The sequence below is a fragment of the Brevibacterium marinum genome, assembly GCF_011927955.1.
Taxonomy (GTDB): Bacteria; Actinomycetota; Actinomycetes; order Actinomycetales; family Brevibacteriaceae; genus Brevibacterium; species Brevibacterium marinum.
The window spans coordinates 2,036,683-2,055,865 of sequence record NZ_JAATJN010000001.1 but is presented as its reverse complement, the minus strand read 5'-3'; the positions used below and the strand labels follow the sequence as shown (position 1 = coordinate 2,055,865).

The following is a 19,183-nucleotide window of genomic DNA, read 5'->3' as shown; positions in this document are numbered from 1 at the left end:
ATTCACCTCCACACACGGATGACTCGCTCACGTCGATTCGACCGAGTCCGTCTCCGGCTGAGTCGACGTCAGGCCCGGGGCATGCGAAGAGCCGCACCCTCCGGACTCGTCTGAATGTCAAGTCTAGAGGGTGCGGCTGGATCAATCCTGAGTTCTGCTCAATTCAGCCGATTCAACCATTGATCTTGGCGAGGATGAGCTCCTTGGCCTGTCCGGCGTCGGCCTGGCCGCGGGTTGCCTTCATGATCGGTCCCATCAGGGCGCCGATGGCCTGCATCTTTCCGCCCTTGATCTTCTCGACGACATCGGGGTTCGCCGCGATCGCCTCGTCGACGGCCGCCTCGAGGGCCCCCGTGTCCTCGACGATCTCGAGACCACGGGCACTCATCACATCGGCGGGTTCGCCTTCGCCCGCGGCGACCGCCGCGAGGACGTCCTTTGCGAGCTTGTCATTGAGCTTGCCGTCGTTGATCAGTCCGATCAGGGCCGCGACCTGGGCCGGCGCGACCAGCTCGGTGGGGTGCTGGTCCTTCTGATTGGCCAGCCTGGCGACCTCACCGGTCCACCATTTGCGTGCCGCCGCGGGAGTCGCGCCGGCGGCCGAGGTGTCCTCGATGGCTTCGAGCAGACCGGCGTTGACGACGTCTCGCATCTCCAGGTCGGAGAATCCCCAGTCGGCGATGAGACGGCGACGCTTCTGTGCCGGCAGCTCGGGCAGGCCCGCCCGCAGCTGCTCGACCCAGGCGCGGTCGGGAACGAGCGGCACGAGGTCGGGTTCCGGGAAGTACCGGTAGTCATCGGCATCGGACTTCGGACGGCCCGAAGAGGTCTCCCCCGTCTCCTCGTGGAAGTGACGGGTCTCCTGCACGATCGTCTCGCCGGCTTCCAGGCGGGTGGCCTGACGGGCGATCTCGTAGCGGACTGCGCGTTCGATCGACCGGAAGGAGTTGACGTTCTTCGTCTCCGTGCGGGTCCCCATGGGGGCGTCCGGACTCTCACGCAGGGACACGTTGACGTCGGCGCGGACGTTGCCCTGTTCCATGCGCGCTTCCGAGACCTCGAGGGCGCGGAAGATGTCGCGCAGTGTCCGCACATAGGTCGAGGCCACCTCGGCGGCCCGCTCACCCGTCCCGGTGATCGGGTGGGTCACGATCTCGACCAGCGGCACACCGGCGCGGTTGTAGTCGACCAGGGAATGGTCGGCTCCGTGGATGCGTCCGGTCGCGCCTCCCACGTGGGTGTTCTTGCCGGCGTCCTCCTCCATGTGGGCACGCTCGACGGGCACGGTGACCATCATTCCGTCCTCGAGCTCGATCTCGAGTGCGCCCTCAGCGGCGATGGGCTCATCGGACTGGCTGGTCTGGAAGTCCTTGGGCACGTCCGGATAGAAGTAGTTCTTCCGGGCGAAGCGGCAGGATTCGGCGATCTCGCAGTCCAGGGCCAGACCGATCTTGATCGCGTACTCGACGCCCTTCTCGTTGACCACGGGAAGGGAGCCGGGCAGCCCCAGGGAGGTGGGCGTGATGTTGGTGTTCGGTCCCCCGCCGAAGGTGTTGGGGGCGGCGTCGAACATCTTGGTCGCGGTGCCCAGTTCGACGTGGACCTCGATGCCGATGACCGGATCGTATTTCCGGATCGCGTCTTCGTATTTCACTTGGTGGTCAGTCCTTCCGCGAGGGTATCGAGCACACGGGATCCGGAGGCCTCCAGGGCCGCTTCGAGCGGGCCGGCCACCTCGTACATCTTCACGTCCTCACGTGCCGGGGCGAGGATCTGGAATCCGACGGGAAGACCGTCGGCCAGACCCGCGGGCAGGGACATGCCGGGGATTCCGGCGAGGTTGGCCGGGATCGTCGCGACGTCGCCGAGGTAGAGGGCCATCGGGTCGGAGGCCGCCTCGGCGCCGAACTTCAGTGCCGTCGTCGGCGCCGTCGGTGAGACGAGGACGTCGCAGGAGGCGAAGGCCTTGGCGAAGTCGTTCTGCACGAGGGTGCGGATCTTCTGCGCCGAACCGTAGTAGGCGTCGTAGTAGCCGGCGGAGAGGGCGTAGGTGCCGAGGATGATGCGGCGCTTGACCTCATCGCCGAATCCGGCTGCGCGGGTGGCCGCCATCACCGTCTCGGCGGTGACGGGACCGGTTTCGGGTTCGATCCGCAGGCCGTAGCGCATGCCGTCGTAGCGGGCCAGGTTCGAGGACACCTCGGAGGGCATGATGAGGTAGTAGGCGTCGAGGGCGTAGGAGATCGACGGGCAGTCGACCTCGACGATCTCGGCACCTGCCGCGGCGGCGACGTCGAGGGCGGCGGAGAACGCGTCGCGGACACCGTCCTGGTGTCCCTCGCCGCGCAGCTGCTTGATGACGCCGAGCTTCTTGCCCTTGAGGTCGGAGGTCTGAGCCGCTGAGACGTATCCTGCCACGGGGTCGGGCAGGGAGGTCGAATCGAACGGGTCATGGCCGGCCAGCAGTTCGTGCAGCACCGCGGCATCGGCGACGGAGCGCCCCATCGGACCGACCTGGTCGAGACTCGAGGCCATCGCGATGATGCCGAAGCGGGAGATCGAACCGTAGGTCGGCTTCACACCGACGGTGCCGGTGAACGCGGCGGGCTGGCGCACCGACCCGCCGGTGTCCGTGCCGACCGACAGCGGAGCCTGGAACCCGGCGAGGGCGGCTGCCGCGCCGCCCGAGGATCCGCCGGGCACGTGCTCGAGGTTCCAGGGGTTGCGGGTGGTGCCGAAAGCCGAGTGCTCGGTCGTCGATCCCATGGCGAACTCGTCGAGGTTGGTCTTGCCGAGGACGGGGAGTCCAGCGGCTTTGATCTTGTTGTGCACGGTGGATTCGTAGGGTGGAACCCAGTTCTCGAGCATCGTCGAACCGGCTGTAGTGGCCACGCCTTCGGTGACGACGAGGTCCTTGAGCGCCACGGGCACTCCGGCCAGGGCGTGGACGTCTTCACCGGTGCTGCGCCTGGCGTCGACGGTCTTGGCCGTCTCCAGTGCGAGATCGTCGGTGACGGTGATGAAGGAGCCGAACTCGTCTTCGGTGGAGTGGATGCGATCGAGGTGGGCGTTCGTCACCTCGACGGAGGAGAACTCGCCGGCTTTCAATCCTGCGGCGAGTTCGAGGGCGCTCTTGCGTGTCAGTTCGCTCATCATTCCTCCCCGAGGATCTGGGGGACGAGGAATTTGTCGTCGGCCGAGGCCGGGGCCGAGGCCAGAGCCTGCTCGTTGGTCAGGGTCTCACCCACGACGTCGGGGCGCAGCACGTTCGACAGTGCGATCGGATGGCTGGTCGCCGGGACGTCGTCGCCGGCCACTTCGTTGACCCTGGCGACGTTGCTCAAAATGGTGCTCAGGTCACCGGCGAGCGACTTCAGCTCGTCTTCGCCCATGGCGATCCGAGACAGCGAAGCCAAATGCTCGACTTGCTCGGGGGTGATTGCGGAGGACTCCGTCATTCCCTGCCTTTCATCGTCTCTGTTTACTCGTCAGCCAGTCTAGTCTCTTTGCGGGACCGGTTCTGATGAGACCGATGTGAGGTTCGCCGAGGCGGGTGCGATCAGGCGACGGTGCGTTCGGGCCAGGTGCGTTCGCCCTTGATGTAGCCCGAAAGGTCGCCGAGGACCCGGTCCGCGTCTGCCTGGGAGAATTCTCCGGCCTCGACTCCCGACTGCAGGTCGTCTGCCAGATCCGAGACCCGTGATCGGGCGTCGGCAGCGGTGTGGGCCACCAGTCCCGCTGTCTGCGCGGCCGAGGCAGCCAGATCAGAGGTATGCGAGACGGTATCGGCCGCTGTGGTCTGCGAGCCGGTGTCGGCCGCTGTGGTCGTGCTGCCCTGTGTGCGACTCCGGTCATCCGATCGATCGTCACCGCCGACGCGTTCGTCATCACCAGTGACGCGTTCCTCGTCACCGAGCTGCTCGTCGTCACGTGTACGGTCATCGTCGCGGTCCCTGACCGGTGCAACCGAGGTCGAGGCGGAGCCGGTCAGCGCGGGCGCGGCTCGCTTGGTCGGCTGCTGCCCCTGGGTGAGGACGAAGTCGGCGATGCCTGCTGTCACCGGTGCAGTCGTGAGGACCGCGGCGAGGACAACGGCGGTGCCGGCGACCAATCGGGGGATTGATTTCATGCCTTCACTCTTCCAGACCAAACTGTCTTCCCACTTCATTGCCGCTGTGATGATCCTTGACATTCGATGACGAATCCGTGGCAGCAGTGCCTCAGATCACAGCCGAACCCCCGCAATCAGTCAAGCCTGCCTGTCTCCAGCAACGCGCGGAACGAGTCCTCGTCGATGACCTTGACCTCCAGCGATTCGGCCTTGTCCACCTTCGAACCGGCGTTCTCGCCTGCCACCAGGTAGTCGGTCTTCTTCGACACCGAGCTCGATGCCTTGCCTCCGGCTCCGAGGATCGCCTCCTTGATTCCGTCACGGGTGAAAGTGCTCAGCGACCCCGTGGCGACGATCGTCAGACCTTCCAGGGTCTGAGCACCGGATTCCTGCTCCTCGTCTTCCATCCGCACTCCGGCCTTCGCCCAGGCATCGACGATCTCGTTGTGCCAGTCGACGGCGAACCAGTCATGGATGCTCGCAGCGATGGTCGATCCGATCCCGTCGACGGCCGAGAGCTCCTCGAGTTCGGCGTTCCGGATCGCGGCGAGGGTGCGGAAGTGAGCGGCCAGGGTCCGTGCGGCGGTCGGTCCCACGTGCCTGATCGACAGGGCCACGAGAACTCGCCAGAGGTCCTGATCCTTGGCTTTGTCGAGTTCGTCGAAGAGCTTCTTCGTGTTCGCGCTCGGCCCGCTCGGCTTCTTCGCTGTTGCGCGCGTGTAGAAGTAGGGAACGAGTTCCCTCTCCCCCGTCTCCACACCCTTGACCTTCTTGTCGCGCCAGATCTTCACATCGGCGAGGTCCTCGGCCGTCAGGTCGAAGAGGAAGGCCTCCGAGGTCAGCGGCGGCTGTTCGGGCTCGGTCGGCGCGGTCAGGGCCAGTGCCGCCTCCTCGCCGAGGGCTTCGATGTCGAAGGCGGCACGGGAGGCGAGGTAGAAGATGCGGTTGGCCAGCTGGGCCGGGCATGAGCGCGAATTGGGACACCGCAGATCCTTGTCCCCCTCCTTCTGCTGTCCGAGCTTCGTTCCGCACGAGGGACAGCGGTCGGGCATGACGAATTCGCGTTCGCTGCCGTCGCGAAGGGCTGCGACCGGGCCGAGCACCTCGGGGATGACGTCGCCTGCCTTGCGCAGGGTCACGGTGTCGCCGATGAGCACACCCTTGCGTGTGACTTCGTGGGCGTTGTGCAGTGTGGCCCGTTCCACGGTGGATCCGGCCACGGTGACCGGTTCCATCACAGCGAACGGGGTGACGCGACCGGTCCTGCCCACCTGGACCTGGATGTCGATGAGCTTCGTCGTGACCTCTTCGGGCGGATACTTGAAGGCCGTCGCCCACCTCGGCGCGCGTGAGGTGTAGCCGAGGGTCTCCTGGACGGCGATGTCGTCGATCTTGATGACGATGCCGTCGATCTCGTGGGTGACGTCGTGGCGGTGCTCGCCGTAGTGGGTGACGAAGTCCTCGATCTCGTCGATCGTCTCCAGAACCTGGAAGTATTCGCTGATCGGCAGGCCCCAGGACCGGAACTGCTCATAGACCTCTGACTGGTGGGCGGGCTCGGGGTGCGAATCATCGGCCGGAGTCCACACGGCGATCCCATGGACGAGCATGTGCAGCGGGCGCACTGCCGTGACGGCGGGGTCCTTCTGGCGCAGGGATCCCGCGGCCGAGTTGCGCGGGTTCGCGAACGGAGACTTGCCCTCCTCGACCAGTGCCGCGTTGAGCTCGGTGAATTTCTCGAGCGGGAAGAAGACCTCGCCGCGGATCTCGACTTCGGCGGGCGGGTGGTCCGTGTCGAGGTGGACGGGGATGTCTGAGATGGTGCGCACGTTCGCGGTGATGTCCTCGCCGATGCGTCCGTCGCCGCGAGTGGCCGCGCGCACGAGTTCGCCGCCCTGGTAGAGCAGGTTGACCGCGAGACCGTCGATCTTGAGTTCGCAGAGGAACTTCGACCTCGCCGAGGTGGCCGCCCGCACCCGGTCGTACCATCCCCTCAGCTCTTCATAGTCGAAGACGTTGTCGAGGCTGTACATCCGACCGATGTGCTCGACCGGGTCGAAGGTGGACGTGTCGACGCTGCCGCCGACGGTCTGTGTCGGAGAGGAGTCCGTGACGAGTTCCGGGAACTGCTCCTCGAGGTCTTCGAGGCGGTGGACGAGCTCGTCGTATTCGGCGTCGGCGACGAGCGGAGAGTCGTCTCCGTAGTAGGCGGCTCGCTGCTCTTCGATCTGGTCCACGAGTTCCGCATGCGCCTGAGCACGGGCAGTGGCATCCGAGAGATTCGAGCTCGTTGCAGCCTCGGCGCTCTCAGTCAGGTCGGCGGCCTCTGACCGGCCGGAATCGTCGGGCGTTGTGGTCATTCGATCTCCTCAAAGGCACGCCGCAGACCGGCGGCGATCATCATCGTTCCCGTGCTGAAGTTCCTGCCGCTCGGTGCGATCCCCGCGCGAGTCTCTGCCGTACCGCCGTCCTCGGCCTCCGACTCGGCACCGACCGAGGTCAGCAACGGCGGATGGGCCATCGGGAGCTCTTCGCCGGCGAGGACTCCGAAGTCACGCAGGCTGCTCGCGCCCATGCCGATGCGCGTCCATGGCGTCACGATCCGATTGAGCCAGTGCTTGACCTCCTTCGGTCTCGATCCGGAGGCCGGCGGCAGTCCCAGCCATGTGCCGATCCCGGCTTCGGCGATCATGGCCAGCTGCTCCCAACCGTGTGCCTTCAGGCTAGCCAACGGCACTGACACGGAGGTGACACCGGAATCGCGGACCACCTCGGCGGCGGTGATCTCCTTGCCCTGCAGCCGCAGACGGTCGAAGTCGGGGAGGCTGAGCAGCGTCGGGGGCAGGTGACGCAGGGTCGACTGCAGCCCCGCGTAGACCTGCGCTTCGGGGATCGCCGGCAGCGTGGCCCAGCCGGAGACGGTGGGCCAGGTGCCGGTGAGCACCGGATGCAGGCGAGTCTCGACGAGCCGGATCACCGGCTGCATCCCCAGCGAGGAGAGCCTGTCGGCAAATTCTGCGATGCCGAACGCATAGGCCTGAATAACGTCCCGGCGGGCACCGAAGTCACCGAGCACAGACGCACCGGAACTCAGGCTCAGCGCGGTCACCAAGGTCCATGGCCCCGGCAGGGAGATCTGGACCCGACCGGTGTAGCCCTCGCCGTATTCGGCGATGGCGTCGAAGGCCTCGTACAGTGCCGAGGTCTCGAGCCGCTCGTCCCGGCCCGATGCGCTCGTCAGACGCCAGCCGAAGGAAGCGCGGTCGACGTGGAGTTCCGTCAGCAGCGAGACCGCTCTGCCGATCGCATCGGCGCCCCACCGGTCCTCGGATCGGTGGGCGTTCAGCGGCACCGGCGGCAGGTGCTCGCCGAGGTGGGTGAAGGCTGCGGCGGCCGCCTCACGGACGGGACTGCCCGCGATATACCCGGTTCCACCGGCCCCGGACTCAGGTCGGGGGCCGGGAATCCAGATTCCGGTGGTCGTGCCCGCCGGTTCCAGGGACCTCGCCGGCTCCGTCACCGCCGCGGGGTCCGCAGCCGCCGCGGGGCTCGCAGCAGTCTGCGATGTGAGGGATTCACCCATGCTTGCGGCTGCGTGGGATTCCGAAGACGTCGGCATAGAACGCGAACTCGCTTTCCAGGGAATCGATGATGGTCTCGGCTCGGACGAAGCCGTGGGATTCGCCCTTGTACAAACGGTAAATGTACTCCACTCCGGTCAGTTCCAGGGTATCGACGAAATCCTGGGCCTGGCTGGGAGGCACGATCGGGTCACGGTCTCCCTGCATGATCGCGACGGGGACGCTGATCTCGCTCGTGCGTCGAATCGGTGACCGGGTGATGTACGCGTCCTGGGCCTCCGGCCAGGGACCGACGAGCCCGTCGATGTAGTGCTTTTCGAAATCATGGGTGTCGACGACGAAGCGCATGAGGTCGGTGACCCCGAAATAGGAGGTTCCGCAGGCGAAGGCATCGCACGAGGCCAGTGCCGAGAGAACGGTCCACCCGCCGGAGGAGGCCCCGGAGATGGCGATGCGATCGGGATCGGCGAGCCCCGCTGCCACCAGTGCCTCGACCGCGGCGAGGGTGTCGGAGACGTCGACGAATCCCCACTGCCCCCGCAGTCGATTGCGCCAGTTCCGGCCGTAGCCGGTCGAGCCCCCGTAGTTGACCTCCATGACACCGATCCCGCGGGAGGTGAAATAGCTGGAGCGCACCGACATGTCCGGAGTCGCCTGGCCGGTCGGTCCTCCGTGGATCGAGATCACAAAGGGAGGCAGCTCACTCTCGAGGGAGGCGAAGCGCGGATTGTGCGGCGGGTGGATGACGACGGGGACTCCGCCGAGCTCGTCGGCGTACGGTCGCGAGCAGTAGTCGTGATGGGCGTCGAGGCGTTCCTGGGCGATCTCGATGAAGACCCCGGTGACCCTGTCGACGGCGTACAGTGCTCCGGTCGAATCTGCGGATTTCGCGGTCAGCAGGACGTGGGTCCGATTCAGGTCGAGAAGTTCGAGGCTGCCGAACCTCTCCCCCGCCGGACTGATGTCCTCGATGCCGCCGCCGAGTCTCGCCCGGATCAGGGAAGCCGATTCCGCCTGCGAATGGGCCCAGATCTCCTCCCCATCGCCTACATGCCAGCGCGTTCCCAACTGCCAGAGGGGACCGCCGATCTCACCGCTGGTGTCGAGGACCGGACTCAGATCCGCGATGACGAGTTCCTCCGCGGTCTCGCTCGCCTGCCCGGAGCCCGTCGCGGCAATGCGTCTGTCGCGAGCCAGGCAGTCGATCGGCTCGAAGTCCAATGCGTACAGGCTCCAGCGCCCGCTGTGGTCGGAGCTGACGATCAGTGACGAGTCCGAGGTGAATTCGGGTTGCAGGAGTGAGACGTCGTGTCCGGCCAGGACTGCTGCCGCAGGAGTGTCCGGGGTCCGCACGTCGATGAGCCACAGATTCGTCTGGTCCCACGGCATGTCGGGGTGCTCCCAGCCGATGAATGCCAGTGTCGACCCGTCCGGAGACAGCCTCGGCCAGGCCATGAAATGGGAATGACGTGAGAGCACATTCGTCGTCCCGTGCCTGGTGATCAGCACGATCGCACGTTCCCTGCGGGTGGACCGGCAGTCCTCGCGCACGCACAGCAGCCCCCATCGGGTCATGTGGAGGTCCCCGTGGCGGATGCGGCCCGAGGTGTCGGGGGTCAGCGCGTGGGGCGATCTGCCCGGGATGATCTGCCAGACCCGCTGGTCGGAGGCATTGACGAAGTAGATGACCTCGCTGTTGGGATCCAGCGCCCATGCCGCTCCGCCGTATTCGTGCACGGAGGATCGGATGTTGAAGTCCGCCGGCAGAACCTGCTCCTTGAGCCCCGGATGCGACAGCGAAGTCCGGATCAGTCCTGTGCGGGAGTTCTCCGCGGGGACCTTCGTCGAGAAGTAGATGTGCTCAGCGCGGAATGCGGCGTCGAATATCGGTGCGGAGCCCGCGGCCACCTCCGCAGCGCTCAACGGTGATGACCAGGTTCCGAAAGGTGCCGTGACGACATCTTGGGGAAATTCCTTCATATCCCCAGGCTATATCAGACGCCGAGGCGGTCCTTGGCCGTGACGTCGATCGTGGCCTGGCCCAGCACCCGGGTACCGCGGTAGATCACCATGGTCTGTCCGGGGGCCACGCCGGAGAGCTCCTCGTCGACGTCGATGTGCATGAGCTGACCGGCGGGGCGGGCGGCAGGCACCTCGACCTCGTCGACGACCGGGTTCACTTCGTGCTCCGGTGCCTCGGAGACGAAGTCTCCGAGCCAGGCCCGAGCCGAAACCGGATCGCTGTGGGCCCGGATCTGAACCTCGCAGTCGATTCCGCTCTCGGGCTCGGTGCCGATGTCGGTCGGTGCGGGTCCGGCCCAGGTGGTTCGAATCCCCGTCAGATGAGACACCGCGAGATCACCGCGAGAGCCCACCGTGACCGTGTTCGAGGCCGGGTCGAGTCCCGTGACGAATCGCGGTTTGCCGTCCGGGGCGGGCTTCTCGATGCCCAGGCCCTTGCGCTGGCCGATGGTGTACGTCATCGCACCGTCGTGTTCGCCCAGGGTCTCACCCTCGGCGTCCTTGATCAGACCCGGGCGCATCGGGATCTTGTCCGCCAGCCACGCCTTCGTGTCGCCGTCGGGGATGAAGCAGATGTCGTAGGAGTCGGGCTTGTTCGCCACGGAGAATCCGCGTTCGGCCGCCTCGGCACGCACCTCGGCCTTCGACGCGGTGGCGCCGATCGGGAAGTAGCAGTGCTCGAGCTGATCGCCGCTGAGCACGCCGAGGACATAGGACTGGTCCTTCGCCAGGTCCTCCCCGCGGTGCAGCTCGGGCAGACCGTCCGCGTCGCGGATCACCTCGGCGTAGTGACCGGTGGCGATGGCATCGAAGCCCAGCGCCAGGGCTCGGTCGAGGAGCGCCGCGAACTTGATGCGCTCATTGCAGCGCATGCACGGATTCGGTGTGCGCCCGGCGGCGTATTCGGCGATGAAGTCATCGACGATGTCCTCTTTGAAGCGTTCGGAGAAGTCCCACACGTAGAACGGGATGTCGAGCATCCCGGCCACACGGTGGGCGTCGCGGGAGTCTTCGATCGTGCAGCAGCCGCGTGAACCCGTGCGCAGGGTCCCGGGCATGCGGGAGAGGGCCAGATGGACGCCGACGACTTCGTGGCCGGCATCGACGGCGCGTGCGGCGGCGACCGAGGAGTCGACTCCGCCGGACATGGCGACGAGAATTTTCATGATGCTCCTTGCATCCAGCGTGGAGTGGCCGAGACCATTCCGGCACGGCGTGCTTGTTCGACGACCTCGGGCAGGACCTCGAGGAGACGATCGACCTCGTCTTCGGTCGAGTCGTGGCCGAGGCTGAATCGTTGGGCCGATCTGGCGACGTCCTCGTCCATGCCGCATGCCAGCAGCACGTGGGAGGGACGTGAGACCCCGGCCGAGCAGGCCGAACCCGTCGAGGTCGCCAGTCCCCTGGCGTCGAGGCCGAAGAGCAGGGAGTCGCCCTCACACCCGTCGAACGTGAAGTGCGCGTTCGCGGGGAGCCTGCCCCCGCCGCGGCGACCGGACAGGGTGGCGTTCGGGATCGTGTCCTCGATGCCGGCGATGAGGCGATCGCGGAGGACGGAGAAGCCCGCGGCGCGGGCGTCGATGTCACCGGTTACGAGTTCGACGGCCTTGGCGAAGGCCACGGCACCGGCGACGTCGAGCGTACCGGAACGCACCCCGCGTTCCTGTCCGCCGCCGTGGAGGATCGGGGACGGGGCGGATCCGCGATCGAGGAGAAGGGCGCCGATGCCCACCGGTCCCCCGATCTTATGGGCAGTGATCGACATGGCGGTCGCTCCGAGCTCGGCGAAGTTCAGCGGGACCTGGCCCAGTGCCTGGACTGCGTCGATATGGAAGGGAACGCCGACGTCTTCGGCCGCGGCACCGATTTCGGCGATCGGCTGCAAGGTCCCGATCTCGTTGTTCGCGGCCATGACGGAGATGAGAGCGGTGCGCTCCGGGGCGCGGCGCAGTTCGGTCACGGCCGCGTCGAGGTCGAGGCGCCCTTCCTCGTCGACGTCGAGATAGATGACCTCCGCGCCGAGGCCGGCCAGCCATTCCACCGAGTCGAGGACCGCATGGTGTTCGACCGTCGAGGTGAGCACGCGCGGGCGCGAGGGTGAGTCGAAGGTGCCGTGGTTGCGCGAGAGGTAGAGACCCTTGAGCGCGAAGTTGTCCGCCTCGGTGCCCCCGGAGGTGAAGATGACTTCGGAGGACGTTGCGGCACCGACGTCGCGGGCGATGTCCTCGCGGGCGGTCTCGATGCGCATCCGTGCGGCCTGGCCGACGGCGTGCAGAGCCGAGGGATTGGCCCGTCTGCTCAGCTCAGCGGTGTAGACGTCGAGCACCTCGTCGGGCATCGGCGAGGTCGCTGCGTGGTCAAGGTAAATCGGCACTCTCCCGATTTTAGGCCGTATCCCAGGCTGCGGCCAGGATCAGTGCCGAATCTCACCCGGGCCCGATCCTCTTGCGTACCTTCCCGAGTTCCGGGGCCGGGACGGGGCCGACTAAACTGGCCCGGTGTTCACCGTTTTCACCATCGTGCTCTGCGCCGTGGCCGCCGTCCTCGCCGTCTGGTCGATCGTCGAAGCCATCCGCAACAAGCCTGCCGGCCCGCTGCTGCTCGGGGCGACTGCACTGCTTCTGGTGCTGCTCATCGTGCAGCTGATCCTCTCGATCGCCACGTTCGGTTCGGCCCACGACGTCGATCCACTCCTGTACTTCGGCTATGTCGTCACCGCGATCCTCGTCATCGCACTGGCCGGCTTCTGGGCGTTCGCGGAGCTGAGCAGATGGGGACCGGGAGTGCTGGCAGCGGCAGGACTGACCGTGCTCGTCATGATCGAGAGAATGGACCAGATTTGGCAGTGAAGAAGCGACACGAAACCAGCTCGGCGAAGAAGGACCGGGCAGCGGGGACGAACCGTTCGGCCTACTCGGCGATGCACACCGGACCGGGCCGGGCGCTGACGGCGATCTACGGGGTCTTCGCCCTGTCGGCCACCGCGCGGGCCGGCTACCAGGTCATCCGCGAATTCGACGTGGCACCGATCGCATATTCGCTGTCGGTGCTCGCAGCCGTCATCTACATCGTGGCGACGATCTGCCTGGTCATCGGCAACCGCACTTCCCACCGGATCGCAATCGCGTCATGCCTCATCGAGTTCGTGGGCGTCATCGTCGTCGGCATCCTCAGCTTCACCCACCCGGAGGACTTCGCAAAGCCGTCCGTGTGGTCGACCTTCGGTATCGGCTACGGATTCATCCCGCTCATCCTGCCGCTCATCGGCCTCTGGTGGCTGGCTCTCGTGGGACGCAGGGTCCGCACCGGCTCAGACGCCGCCTGACTCGCGTCACTCGATGCGTGAGGTCAGCACGTCCCAGTCGGTGGCCACGGCGCTCAGCTCGTCGCCGGTCTTCATCAGCACGTAGGGGTGGGCGGTCGCGACCTTGACGGTGCCGCCCTCCTTGTCGTTGGTCTTCACCGCTTCGATGGTGTCGCCCAGGTCGACCGAATAGTCATCGGGGACTTCGATCGTCAGGGTGCAGCGGACCTCGCCCATCCCGATGGCTCCATGCTCGGTGCTCAGAGTCATCGACGTGAAGTCGAACTTCTCATAGGGCTTGCAGGAGACGTCGACCTTGTCGAATCCGGAGTCCTCACCGCGCAGATCGCCCAGGTAGCCCCTGAACGCCTTGAAGCCGCCCTCCTTCAGACCGTTGGCATCGGCGCCATCGGCCTTGCCGTCGGCGAGGAACGTCGAGACCTGGTCGGCGGTCTTCGTCATCCCGTCTGTGAATTCCTCCGGTCCGGGTTTGACTGCCCCGTGCCCGTCCGCCATGAGAGTCGGCATCTGATCGGCCGGAATGTAGGAAGCGGTGCGCACGATCGGATCGGTCGACGCCGATTCCCGAGTCGCCAACTGCACCTGAGTGAGCTTCTCGTCGCCCTTTCCACCGGTGGTGCCGAATGCGTAGAACCACATCGGGTACTCCGTGAAGCTCGGACTGCCGGCGACGACCTCGGTGAAGTTCGGTGCCCGCAGCTTCTGCTTCGCCTTCTCCGCGATCTGGATCTGGGCACGTGTGCGTTCGATGAGGGGCTCACCCTGGATGGTGTCGAGGTCGGTGCCGCCGTCCTTGAGGACGGAGTCGAGCGACTCGGTGTAGTCGGTCATGAACTCCCCTGCTTCGCCCGCTCGGATCGCGGTGCGCTCGTAGGGAGTGATGTCGGGACTGTTCGGCTGTGCAATCGGCACCGCGGAACATCCGCTCAATGCCAGACCGGTCGTCAGCGCCGTGGCCGTGAGAGTGCGCAGGGATCGTGTGCTTCGCGCAGAACCTCGCCGAGGCGGTCGTGCCCGGGCGCTGTCAGTGCTGCCTGGGGTGACCGTGCTGTCGGTGCCGCCTGTTCCGTCGGTGCCGTCTGTTCCGTCGGTGCCGTCTGTTCCGTCGGCTCTCAGGCGTTTCCTGTCAGGACGGATGCGGCCGTTGAACCATTTGAGGAAGAAGAAGGCCGCGAATCCGGCCAGGATGATGCCCAGGGCGATTCCGATCAGGCTCAAGGCGAAGACTCCTGCCACATGCATCTTCATCGTGACCGAGGTTCCGTCGAGATTCTCATCCGCATCGGCGGCAGAGATGACGAGCACCTGCGGGTCGGCGTCGAGATCGAAGGTCTTCGACACCTTCTCTCCCGAGTCCTGGCTGATCCACCAGTCCATGTCGGTGATCTCGGCTTCGGGCGCATCATCGCCGGGGATGAACCGGTGCTCGACCGAGCTGGGGAACGAGACGTCGCTGATCTGTTCCTGTGCCACTCCGTCGAGCATGCTGTCGGTGTCGACGCCGTTGGCCGTGCCGACGAACAGTTCAGTACCCTCGGAGTTGTCCGCCTCGACGGTCACATCGGTGCCCGAATAGGGAACGATCGCCTCGTCGAGGACGACGGCGTAGGCGCCGTCCTCGACCTTGAAGGGTTCGGTCTCGGTCACCTCGTCGGTGCCGACGACGGACAGAGCGGACACAACCAGGACTGCCACGATCACCGCGGCGACCGCGAACAGAATGGCTGTGGCGAGGCGGATTCTCTGGATCAGAACAAGGCCCTCATCAATGCGGTGCGTGCCTTGGTCACGGCGGGATCGTCCGTGCCCAGGACGTCGAAGAGTTCAAGGACCCGCAGGCGCAGCGCTTCCTTTTCGTCACCTGCGCTGACGCGGATCAGCGAGATCAGTCGGTTGAATGCGCTGCTCGGGTCGCCGCCGACGACCTCGGCGTCGGCGGCGGCCTTGGCCGCCTCGACGTCCTTCGGATCCGCGTCTGCGGCGGCGATGAGCTGCTGGGGGTCGGCGTCGATGAGTCGACGTCCCAGCCCTGCCCGGGCCAGACCGAATTTGGCCTCCTCATCGGCAGGGGACTCCGACAGGGCGGTCTTGAACAGGGATTCGGCGGTGTCGAAGTCGCCACGGCTCAGAGCCTCTTCGGCCTCCGGGTGCGCTGGTCCGGCAGGTTCCTGATCGGCACCGGCGACGACGGCATGGCCGGTGACGCCGTTCTCCCCGGCGAGCTTGAGCAGCTCGTCGAAGTAGGCCCGGACCTGCTGTTCGGGCAGCGCGCTCTGGAACAGTGGCACGGGCTGGCCCTTGACGATGGCGATGACGTTCGGAATCGACTGGACGCCGAAGGCCTGCTGCAGGCGCGGGTTGGCGTCGACGTCGACCCTCGCCAGGACCAGGCGGCCCCCGTACGATTCGACGACGCGTTGGACGACAGGTGAAAGCTGCTTGCCCTGCTCACTCCAGTCGGCCCACAGGTCGATGACGATGGGGACCCGATCGGACATCGCGACGACGTCGTTGAAGGTGGCTTCGTCGACGTCGAAGACCAGCGATCCCACCGCCACCGCATTCGGGTCGCCGGCACCTCCGGCGGCCTGAACCGGCGCTGCGTGCTGTTCATCATGGGGCAGGTTCTTGCTGCGAACCGCGGACAGGTCGAGCCCTTGGTTGGGCTGCGTGCTGTCCTGCGAGGGATCCATTGACACGTGGTCTCCTTTGTTGCGGGAAGTGCGGAATCGTCCGCCGCCTCACGGTGCGGACGGTGCTGATGACATCCAGGTCAGAACATATCAACACCGCCCGGCTCGCGACTATTTCGGCTGCCTATTTCAGCTTCGCGCCGCTGAGAGTTTCGAGTCCGCCGATGAGACGGACCTTGCCGTCCTTGGGCACGAGGAACGTCAGCACCTGCGTGGTCGTGGTCGTCACCGACTTCTGTGTGCTGTCGGTTCCGGTCAGCTCCTTCTGCGGAGTCGACAGCGTCAGTGTGCCGGTGCGGCCCTCGACGTACTGGGGAGAGATCGTCGACTCCGCCTCGACGACTCCGGTCACGACAGCGGCATCGCCGGCAGTTCCCTGCGCGACGATCTCCTTGCCCGGGGTGTACTTGTAATCGACCTCGGCCTTGCCGTCCTCCGCGCTGTCCTTCTGGGCATTCTGGTTCTCCCAGATCGACTTCGAGAAGTCATCGGCCTCGAACTTCTTCGCCTCCTTCGAGTCCTTGCCCGAGCCCAGCGCCTTCGCATAGTCGGCGATGGCCTTCTCCGGTGTGACGACGTAGTCCTCGGTCTTCGAGTCGAGCAGCGCTGAGCCCTGCCTGGCATCGGGGATGTCCGGCAGCTCGGTGCCCGCAACCAGCTGGGTCTGCGACCACAGTTTGTAGTCTTCCCGCGGTCCCTCCTGAGTGAGGACGAGCAGCTGTGTGTCACCGCCGGCCGAGGTGATGAGACTGGTCATCCGCGGCCACGTGTCGGTGGCCGCGGTGTAGTTGACGACGACCTCCTCATTGGCCACGGCAGGGGGCAGCTTGTGCTTCTCGATCTTGTCCTTGACCTTGTAGGCATCTTCGCGCTGTTTGAGCGCAGGTCCGGTGGCCCGCTTCTTCAGCTCGGATGCGTCGGTGTCGTCATCGGCGGTCTTGATGGTCTCGGACACAGAATCGAGGATGCGCTTGGCCTGGTCCTCGCCGACCCCGGCCGCGGGTGAGCTCGGAGCCTCGGAGGCTTCCGGCTTGGGCAGCTCTTCAGGTCCGCAGGCGCTCAGGGCCAGGACGGGGACGATGGCGAAGGCGGTTCCGTATTCGGCCAATTTGCGGCGGCGTTCCTGACGGGCCTTGCGCCGGTTGCTCTCCTTCTTCGCGCTGTTGCGGTTGAAGAAGAGGAGGACGACGCCGCCGACGACCAGTGCACCGCCGATGGCCATCAGCGGAATGGCCCAGGGAGTCTCGGCGTGGTTGGGCCAGGAGATCGTGACGGTCTTGACGTCGCCCGGTTCACCGCTCCCGGCGATGAGGAAGCCGGTCCGGTTCGCCTCGTCGGTCCAATCCAGGGTCACGGAATCCTCTCCGGTGACTTCGGACTGCCAGAGGTCGCCTCCGGCCGGATTGGGCACTTCGCCCTTGCCGTCCTCCGACTCCATCGTCAGTCCGCCCTCGGGGGCCAAGCCGGTCACCCGGGTGACCGCGGAGTCTCCGATCCAGGCGTCGACGTTCTCGATGGGAGCCTGGGCGATTGTGAGGTCGCCCGATCCCTCGACGGTGAGAGTTGCAGGCGTCTCGTAGAGATTGAGCATTCCAGGGTCGACGACGACGGCCGGTGCCTGCGCATCGACCTGTGCGGTGGCGGTGATCTGGTCATCCGGCGCCCACAGGGTCTTCTGCAGAATTCCGAGGCCTCCGACAACGACACCCACCACCATGAGAATCACAGCAAGTGTGTAACGCACGTACGAACCCTTCCCTCAACAACGCTTCTTCTCGCCCCACGTCAAAATATGGAACAGTCCAAGTTTAAGTCACTGCGCAGACATTGCTTCTGTGCGTCTGCTCAGCGTGTGTCGGCGCGCACAGCCGACGGAAATGCTCAACCTCGCCCTCCTGCCTTAAGCTGGATCGGTGAGCAACGACAAAATTGTGTGGATCGACTGTGAGATGACCGGCCTCGACGAAGTCAAGGACGAACTCATCGAGGTCGCGGCCGTGATCACCGACTTCGACCTCAATCCCCTCGACGAAGGCATCGACATCGTCATCAGGCCCTCCGCTGCGGCGCTGGAGAACATGAACGACTTCGTCACCCAGATGCATACGAGCTCGGGACTCATCACCGAACTCGACGCGGGCACGACGGTCGCCGAGGCGCAGGTCAAGGTCCTCGAGTACATCAAGCAGCACGTCCCCGAACCGGGCAAGGCGCCGCTGGGCGGCAATTCGGTGGGCACCGACAAGGTATTCCTGACCAAGCAGATGCCCGAGCTCGTCGACCACCTCCACTACCGGATCATCGACGTGTCCTCGATCAAGGAGCTGAGCAAGCAGTGGTTCCCCCGCGCCTATTTCCAATCTCCGGAGAAGCACGGCGGACACCGCGCCCTCGGTGACATCCTCGACTCGATCGTCGAGCTCAAGTACTACCGGAGGGCCGTGTTCTCCGCCGAGGGCCCCACCTCGGACGAAGCCAAGTCCATCGCCGCCGAAGTGAGCTCGAACATCTCCCGCTGAGTCAGCTCGTCTTCTTCGCCGGTTGGGCGAACACCGACGCGGGAAAGGCTCCCGACTGAGCCAGTACTTTGATGAGGGTGCGACTCGGGGACACCAGCGCCTCGATCTCCTCATCGGCCAGCGCCGACCAGGCGGCGGCAACGGTGCCGTCGGTGAGCTGCTCGACCTGCTCCCTGAGGTCTCGGCCCGCGTCCGTGATGGCAGGCAGATCGAATCCACGGTCGTCCTCACCCACGGTGATGAGACCGGCTGCGGCCAGTCGGGACTGAGCGCCCTTCCACTCCTCATCGGTGTATCCGCGGGTCTTCTGCGCCGCGCGCGGTTTGAACGAGGCACCGGTGGCGACGTCGAGCATGAGCGCGTCGATGCCGGGGACTCCGGCCGTCACGAGCGATGACACGTGACCGTCGCCGCGGAACTCCCGGGCGATGGTGGCCACATCCCACAGCTGCTCGAAGGCCGTATTCGGCTCATGGCCGGCCAGGGCGTCGGCGGTGGCCGCGGCCAGCGGTCGCCCGGAGAAGTCCATGTTCGCCAGGACCGGCGCCGTGGCCGTGGCCAGTTCGGTGGCGGCCTCGGTGAGCAGTGCGATGTCCTCACGGTCATCGAAGAGTTCGGACATGAAGGCCGATACCGCCTCGAAGCGGGCGCGGATCATGTCCTCGGGCGACACCGTCTCCCACAGCTTCGGGATCAGGGAGGCGACGAAGGAATGCGAGTAGTTGTAGTAGGCGGCGCTGACGACTCCCGCGTTCACGCGGCCCATCGGAGCCGAGCGTGCCGCGAGATTGCCTTCGACCCCCGGCTCGAGTCCGTACTCGGCGTATTTCCGGCCCACCGTCTCGGAGAAGTACATAGCCGAGTGGAAGGAATTGAGGCGGGCAGAGACGGTCCTGATGTTCTGTGTGCGCTGCGAGTCCATGAGGACAATC

At 65.9% G+C, this 19,183-nt stretch carries 15 protein-coding genes and 1 pseudogene; 3 read left to right on the top strand and 13 right to left on the bottom strand.

All coding sequences use genetic code 11. The features are described 5' to 3' along the window. Positions 1–172: 172 nt before the first annotated feature. From gatB to BKA07_RS09010, 9 genes and pseudogenes are all read right to left on the bottom strand, one after another. On the bottom strand, positions 173–1,654 hold the full coding sequence (gene gatB, locus BKA07_RS09050; RefSeq protein ID WP_167950614.1) for an Asp-tRNA(Asn)/Glu-tRNA(Gln) amidotransferase subunit GatB: 1,482 nt from the start codon (positions 1,652–1,654) through the stop codon (positions 173–175). Then, positions 1,651–3,153, bottom strand: a complete 1,503-nt coding sequence (gatA, locus tag BKA07_RS09045; RefSeq protein ID WP_167950613.1) for an Asp-tRNA(Asn)/Glu-tRNA(Gln) amidotransferase subunit GatA — start codon at positions 3,151–3,153, stop codon at positions 1,651–1,653. Before gatA ends, gatB begins: the two co-directional genes overlap by 4 nt. Continuing rightward, a complete protein-coding gene (gatC, locus tag BKA07_RS09040; protein WP_167950612.1) occupies positions 3,153–3,458 on the bottom strand; it encodes an Asp-tRNA(Asn)/Glu-tRNA(Gln) amidotransferase subunit GatC in 306 nt (101 codons plus the stop codon). Before gatC ends, gatA begins: the two co-directional genes overlap by 1 nt. Before the next feature lie 101 nt (positions 3,459–3,559). Beyond that, complete coding sequence (locus BKA07_RS09035) at positions 3,560–4,129, bottom strand: hypothetical protein (RefSeq protein WP_167950611.1); 570 nt, start codon at positions 4,127–4,129, stop codon at positions 3,560–3,562. A gap of 128 nt (positions 4,130–4,257) precedes the next feature. Continuing rightward, positions 4,258–6,471 (bottom strand): annotated as a pseudogene (gene ligA, locus BKA07_RS09030) (NAD-dependent DNA ligase LigA); the annotation flags it as partial. Continuing rightward, entirely contained in the window at positions 6,468–7,694 is a 1,227-nt protein-coding gene (locus BKA07_RS09025) for a uroporphyrinogen decarboxylase/cobalamine-independent methonine synthase family protein (RefSeq protein ID WP_167950609.1), read from the bottom strand. The gene BKA07_RS09025 and the pseudogene ligA, both read right to left, overlap by 4 nt. Continuing rightward, positions 7,687–9,672 carry a prolyl oligopeptidase family serine peptidase gene (locus BKA07_RS09020; protein WP_167950608.1) on the bottom strand — a complete coding sequence of 662 codons (1,986 nt, stop codon included), beginning with the start codon at positions 9,670–9,672 and terminating at the stop codon, positions 7,687–7,689. The genes BKA07_RS09025 and BKA07_RS09020 overlap by 8 nt, the downstream gene beginning before the upstream one ends. Before the next feature lie 14 nt (positions 9,673–9,686). After that, entirely contained in the window at positions 9,687–10,880 is a 1,194-nt protein-coding gene (gene mnmA, locus BKA07_RS09015) for a tRNA 2-thiouridine(34) synthase MnmA (RefSeq protein ID WP_167950607.1), read from the bottom strand. Further along, entirely contained in the window at positions 10,877–12,088 is a 1,212-nt protein-coding gene (locus BKA07_RS09010; RefSeq protein ID WP_167950606.1) for an aminotransferase class V-fold PLP-dependent enzyme, read from the bottom strand. The genes mnmA and BKA07_RS09010 overlap by 4 nt, the downstream gene beginning before the upstream one ends. Positions 12,089–12,212: 124 nt before the next feature. On the opposite strand from BKA07_RS09010, the gene BKA07_RS09005 reads away from it, so the two are divergent. Continuing rightward, positions 12,213–12,563 (top strand): hypothetical protein, encoded by a 351-nt coding sequence (locus BKA07_RS09005; RefSeq protein ID WP_167950605.1) that lies wholly within the window; start codon positions 12,213–12,215, stop codon positions 12,561–12,563. Continuing rightward, complete coding sequence (locus BKA07_RS09000) at positions 12,560–13,039, top strand: hypothetical protein (protein WP_167953044.1); 480 nt, start codon at positions 12,560–12,562, stop codon at positions 13,037–13,039. Before BKA07_RS09005 ends, BKA07_RS09000 begins: the two co-directional genes overlap by 4 nt. Before the next feature lie 6 nt (positions 13,040–13,045). Here BKA07_RS09000 and BKA07_RS08995 read toward each other — a convergent pair whose 3' ends face one another. The 3 genes from BKA07_RS08995 to BKA07_RS08985 form a co-directional block, all read right to left on the bottom strand. Continuing rightward, positions 13,046–14,734, bottom strand: coding sequence for a hypothetical protein (locus tag BKA07_RS08995; protein WP_167950604.1), 1,689 nt, complete (start codon positions 14,732–14,734; stop codon positions 13,046–13,048). A 53-nt stretch (positions 14,735–14,787) separates the two neighbouring features. Continuing rightward, the gene (locus BKA07_RS08990) at positions 14,788–15,732 is read right to left on the bottom strand and encodes a tetratricopeptide repeat protein (RefSeq protein ID WP_167953043.1); all 945 of its coding nucleotides are present in this window, start codon (positions 15,730–15,732) and stop codon (positions 14,788–14,790) included. 124 nt (positions 15,733–15,856) lie between these two features. After that, on the bottom strand, positions 15,857–17,449 hold the full coding sequence (locus BKA07_RS08985; protein ID WP_167953042.1) for a DUF8094 domain-containing protein: 1,593 nt from the start codon (positions 17,447–17,449) through the stop codon (positions 15,857–15,859). Positions 17,450–17,681: 232 nt separating this feature from the next. Here BKA07_RS08985 and orn point away from each other — a divergent pair, with 232 nt between their 5' ends. Next, on the top strand, positions 17,682–18,251 hold the full coding sequence (orn, locus tag BKA07_RS08980; RefSeq protein WP_209044170.1) for an oligoribonuclease: 570 nt from the start codon (positions 17,682–17,684) through the stop codon (positions 18,249–18,251). A 1-nt stretch (position 18,252) separates the two neighbouring features. Here the strand turns inward: orn and BKA07_RS08975 are convergent, their stop codons facing one another. Continuing rightward, the gene (locus BKA07_RS08975; protein WP_167950602.1) at positions 18,253–19,173 is read right to left on the bottom strand and encodes an SCO6745 family protein; all 921 of its coding nucleotides are present in this window, start codon (positions 19,171–19,173) and stop codon (positions 18,253–18,255) included. Positions 19,174–19,183: the final 10 nt, after the last annotated feature.

What these genes read in the sequence shown, in the direction of transcription:
- gatA (WP_167950613.1), bottom strand. Translation starts at nt 3,153, where the DNA reads ATGAGCGAACTGACACGCAAGAGCGCCCTCGAACTCGCCGCAGGATTG.
- orn (WP_209044170.1), top strand. Translation starts at nt 17,682, where the DNA reads ATGACCGGCCTCGACGAAGTCAAGGACGAACTCATCGAGGTCGCGGCC.
- BKA07_RS09025 (WP_167950609.1), bottom strand. Translation starts at nt 7,694, where the DNA reads ATGGGTGAATCCCTCACATCGCAGACTGCTGCGAGCCCCGCGGCGGCT.
- BKA07_RS08990 (WP_167953043.1), bottom strand. Translation starts at nt 15,732, where the DNA reads ATGGATCCCTCGCAGGACAGCACGCAGCCCAACCAAGGGCTCGACCTG.
- BKA07_RS08985 (WP_167953042.1), bottom strand. Translation starts at nt 17,449, where the DNA reads ATGGTGGTGGGTGTCGTTGTCGGAGGCCTCGGAATTCTGCAGAAGACC.
- BKA07_RS09035 (WP_167950611.1), bottom strand. Translation starts at nt 4,129, where the DNA reads ATGAAATCAATCCCCCGATTGGTCGCCGGCACCGCCGTTGTCCTCGCC.
- BKA07_RS09020 (WP_167950608.1), bottom strand. Translation starts at nt 9,672, where the DNA reads ATGAAGGAATTTCCCCAAGATGTCGTCACGGCACCTTTCGGAACCTGG.
- BKA07_RS08975 (WP_167950602.1), bottom strand. Translation starts at nt 19,173, where the DNA reads ATGGACTCGCAGCGCACACAGAACATCAGGACCGTCTCTGCCCGCCTC.
- gatC (WP_167950612.1), bottom strand. Translation starts at nt 3,458, where the DNA reads ATGACGGAGTCCTCCGCAATCACCCCCGAGCAAGTCGAGCATTTGGCT.
- mnmA (WP_167950607.1), bottom strand. Translation starts at nt 10,880, where the DNA reads ATGAAAATTCTCGTCGCCATGTCCGGCGGAGTCGACTCCTCGGTCGCC.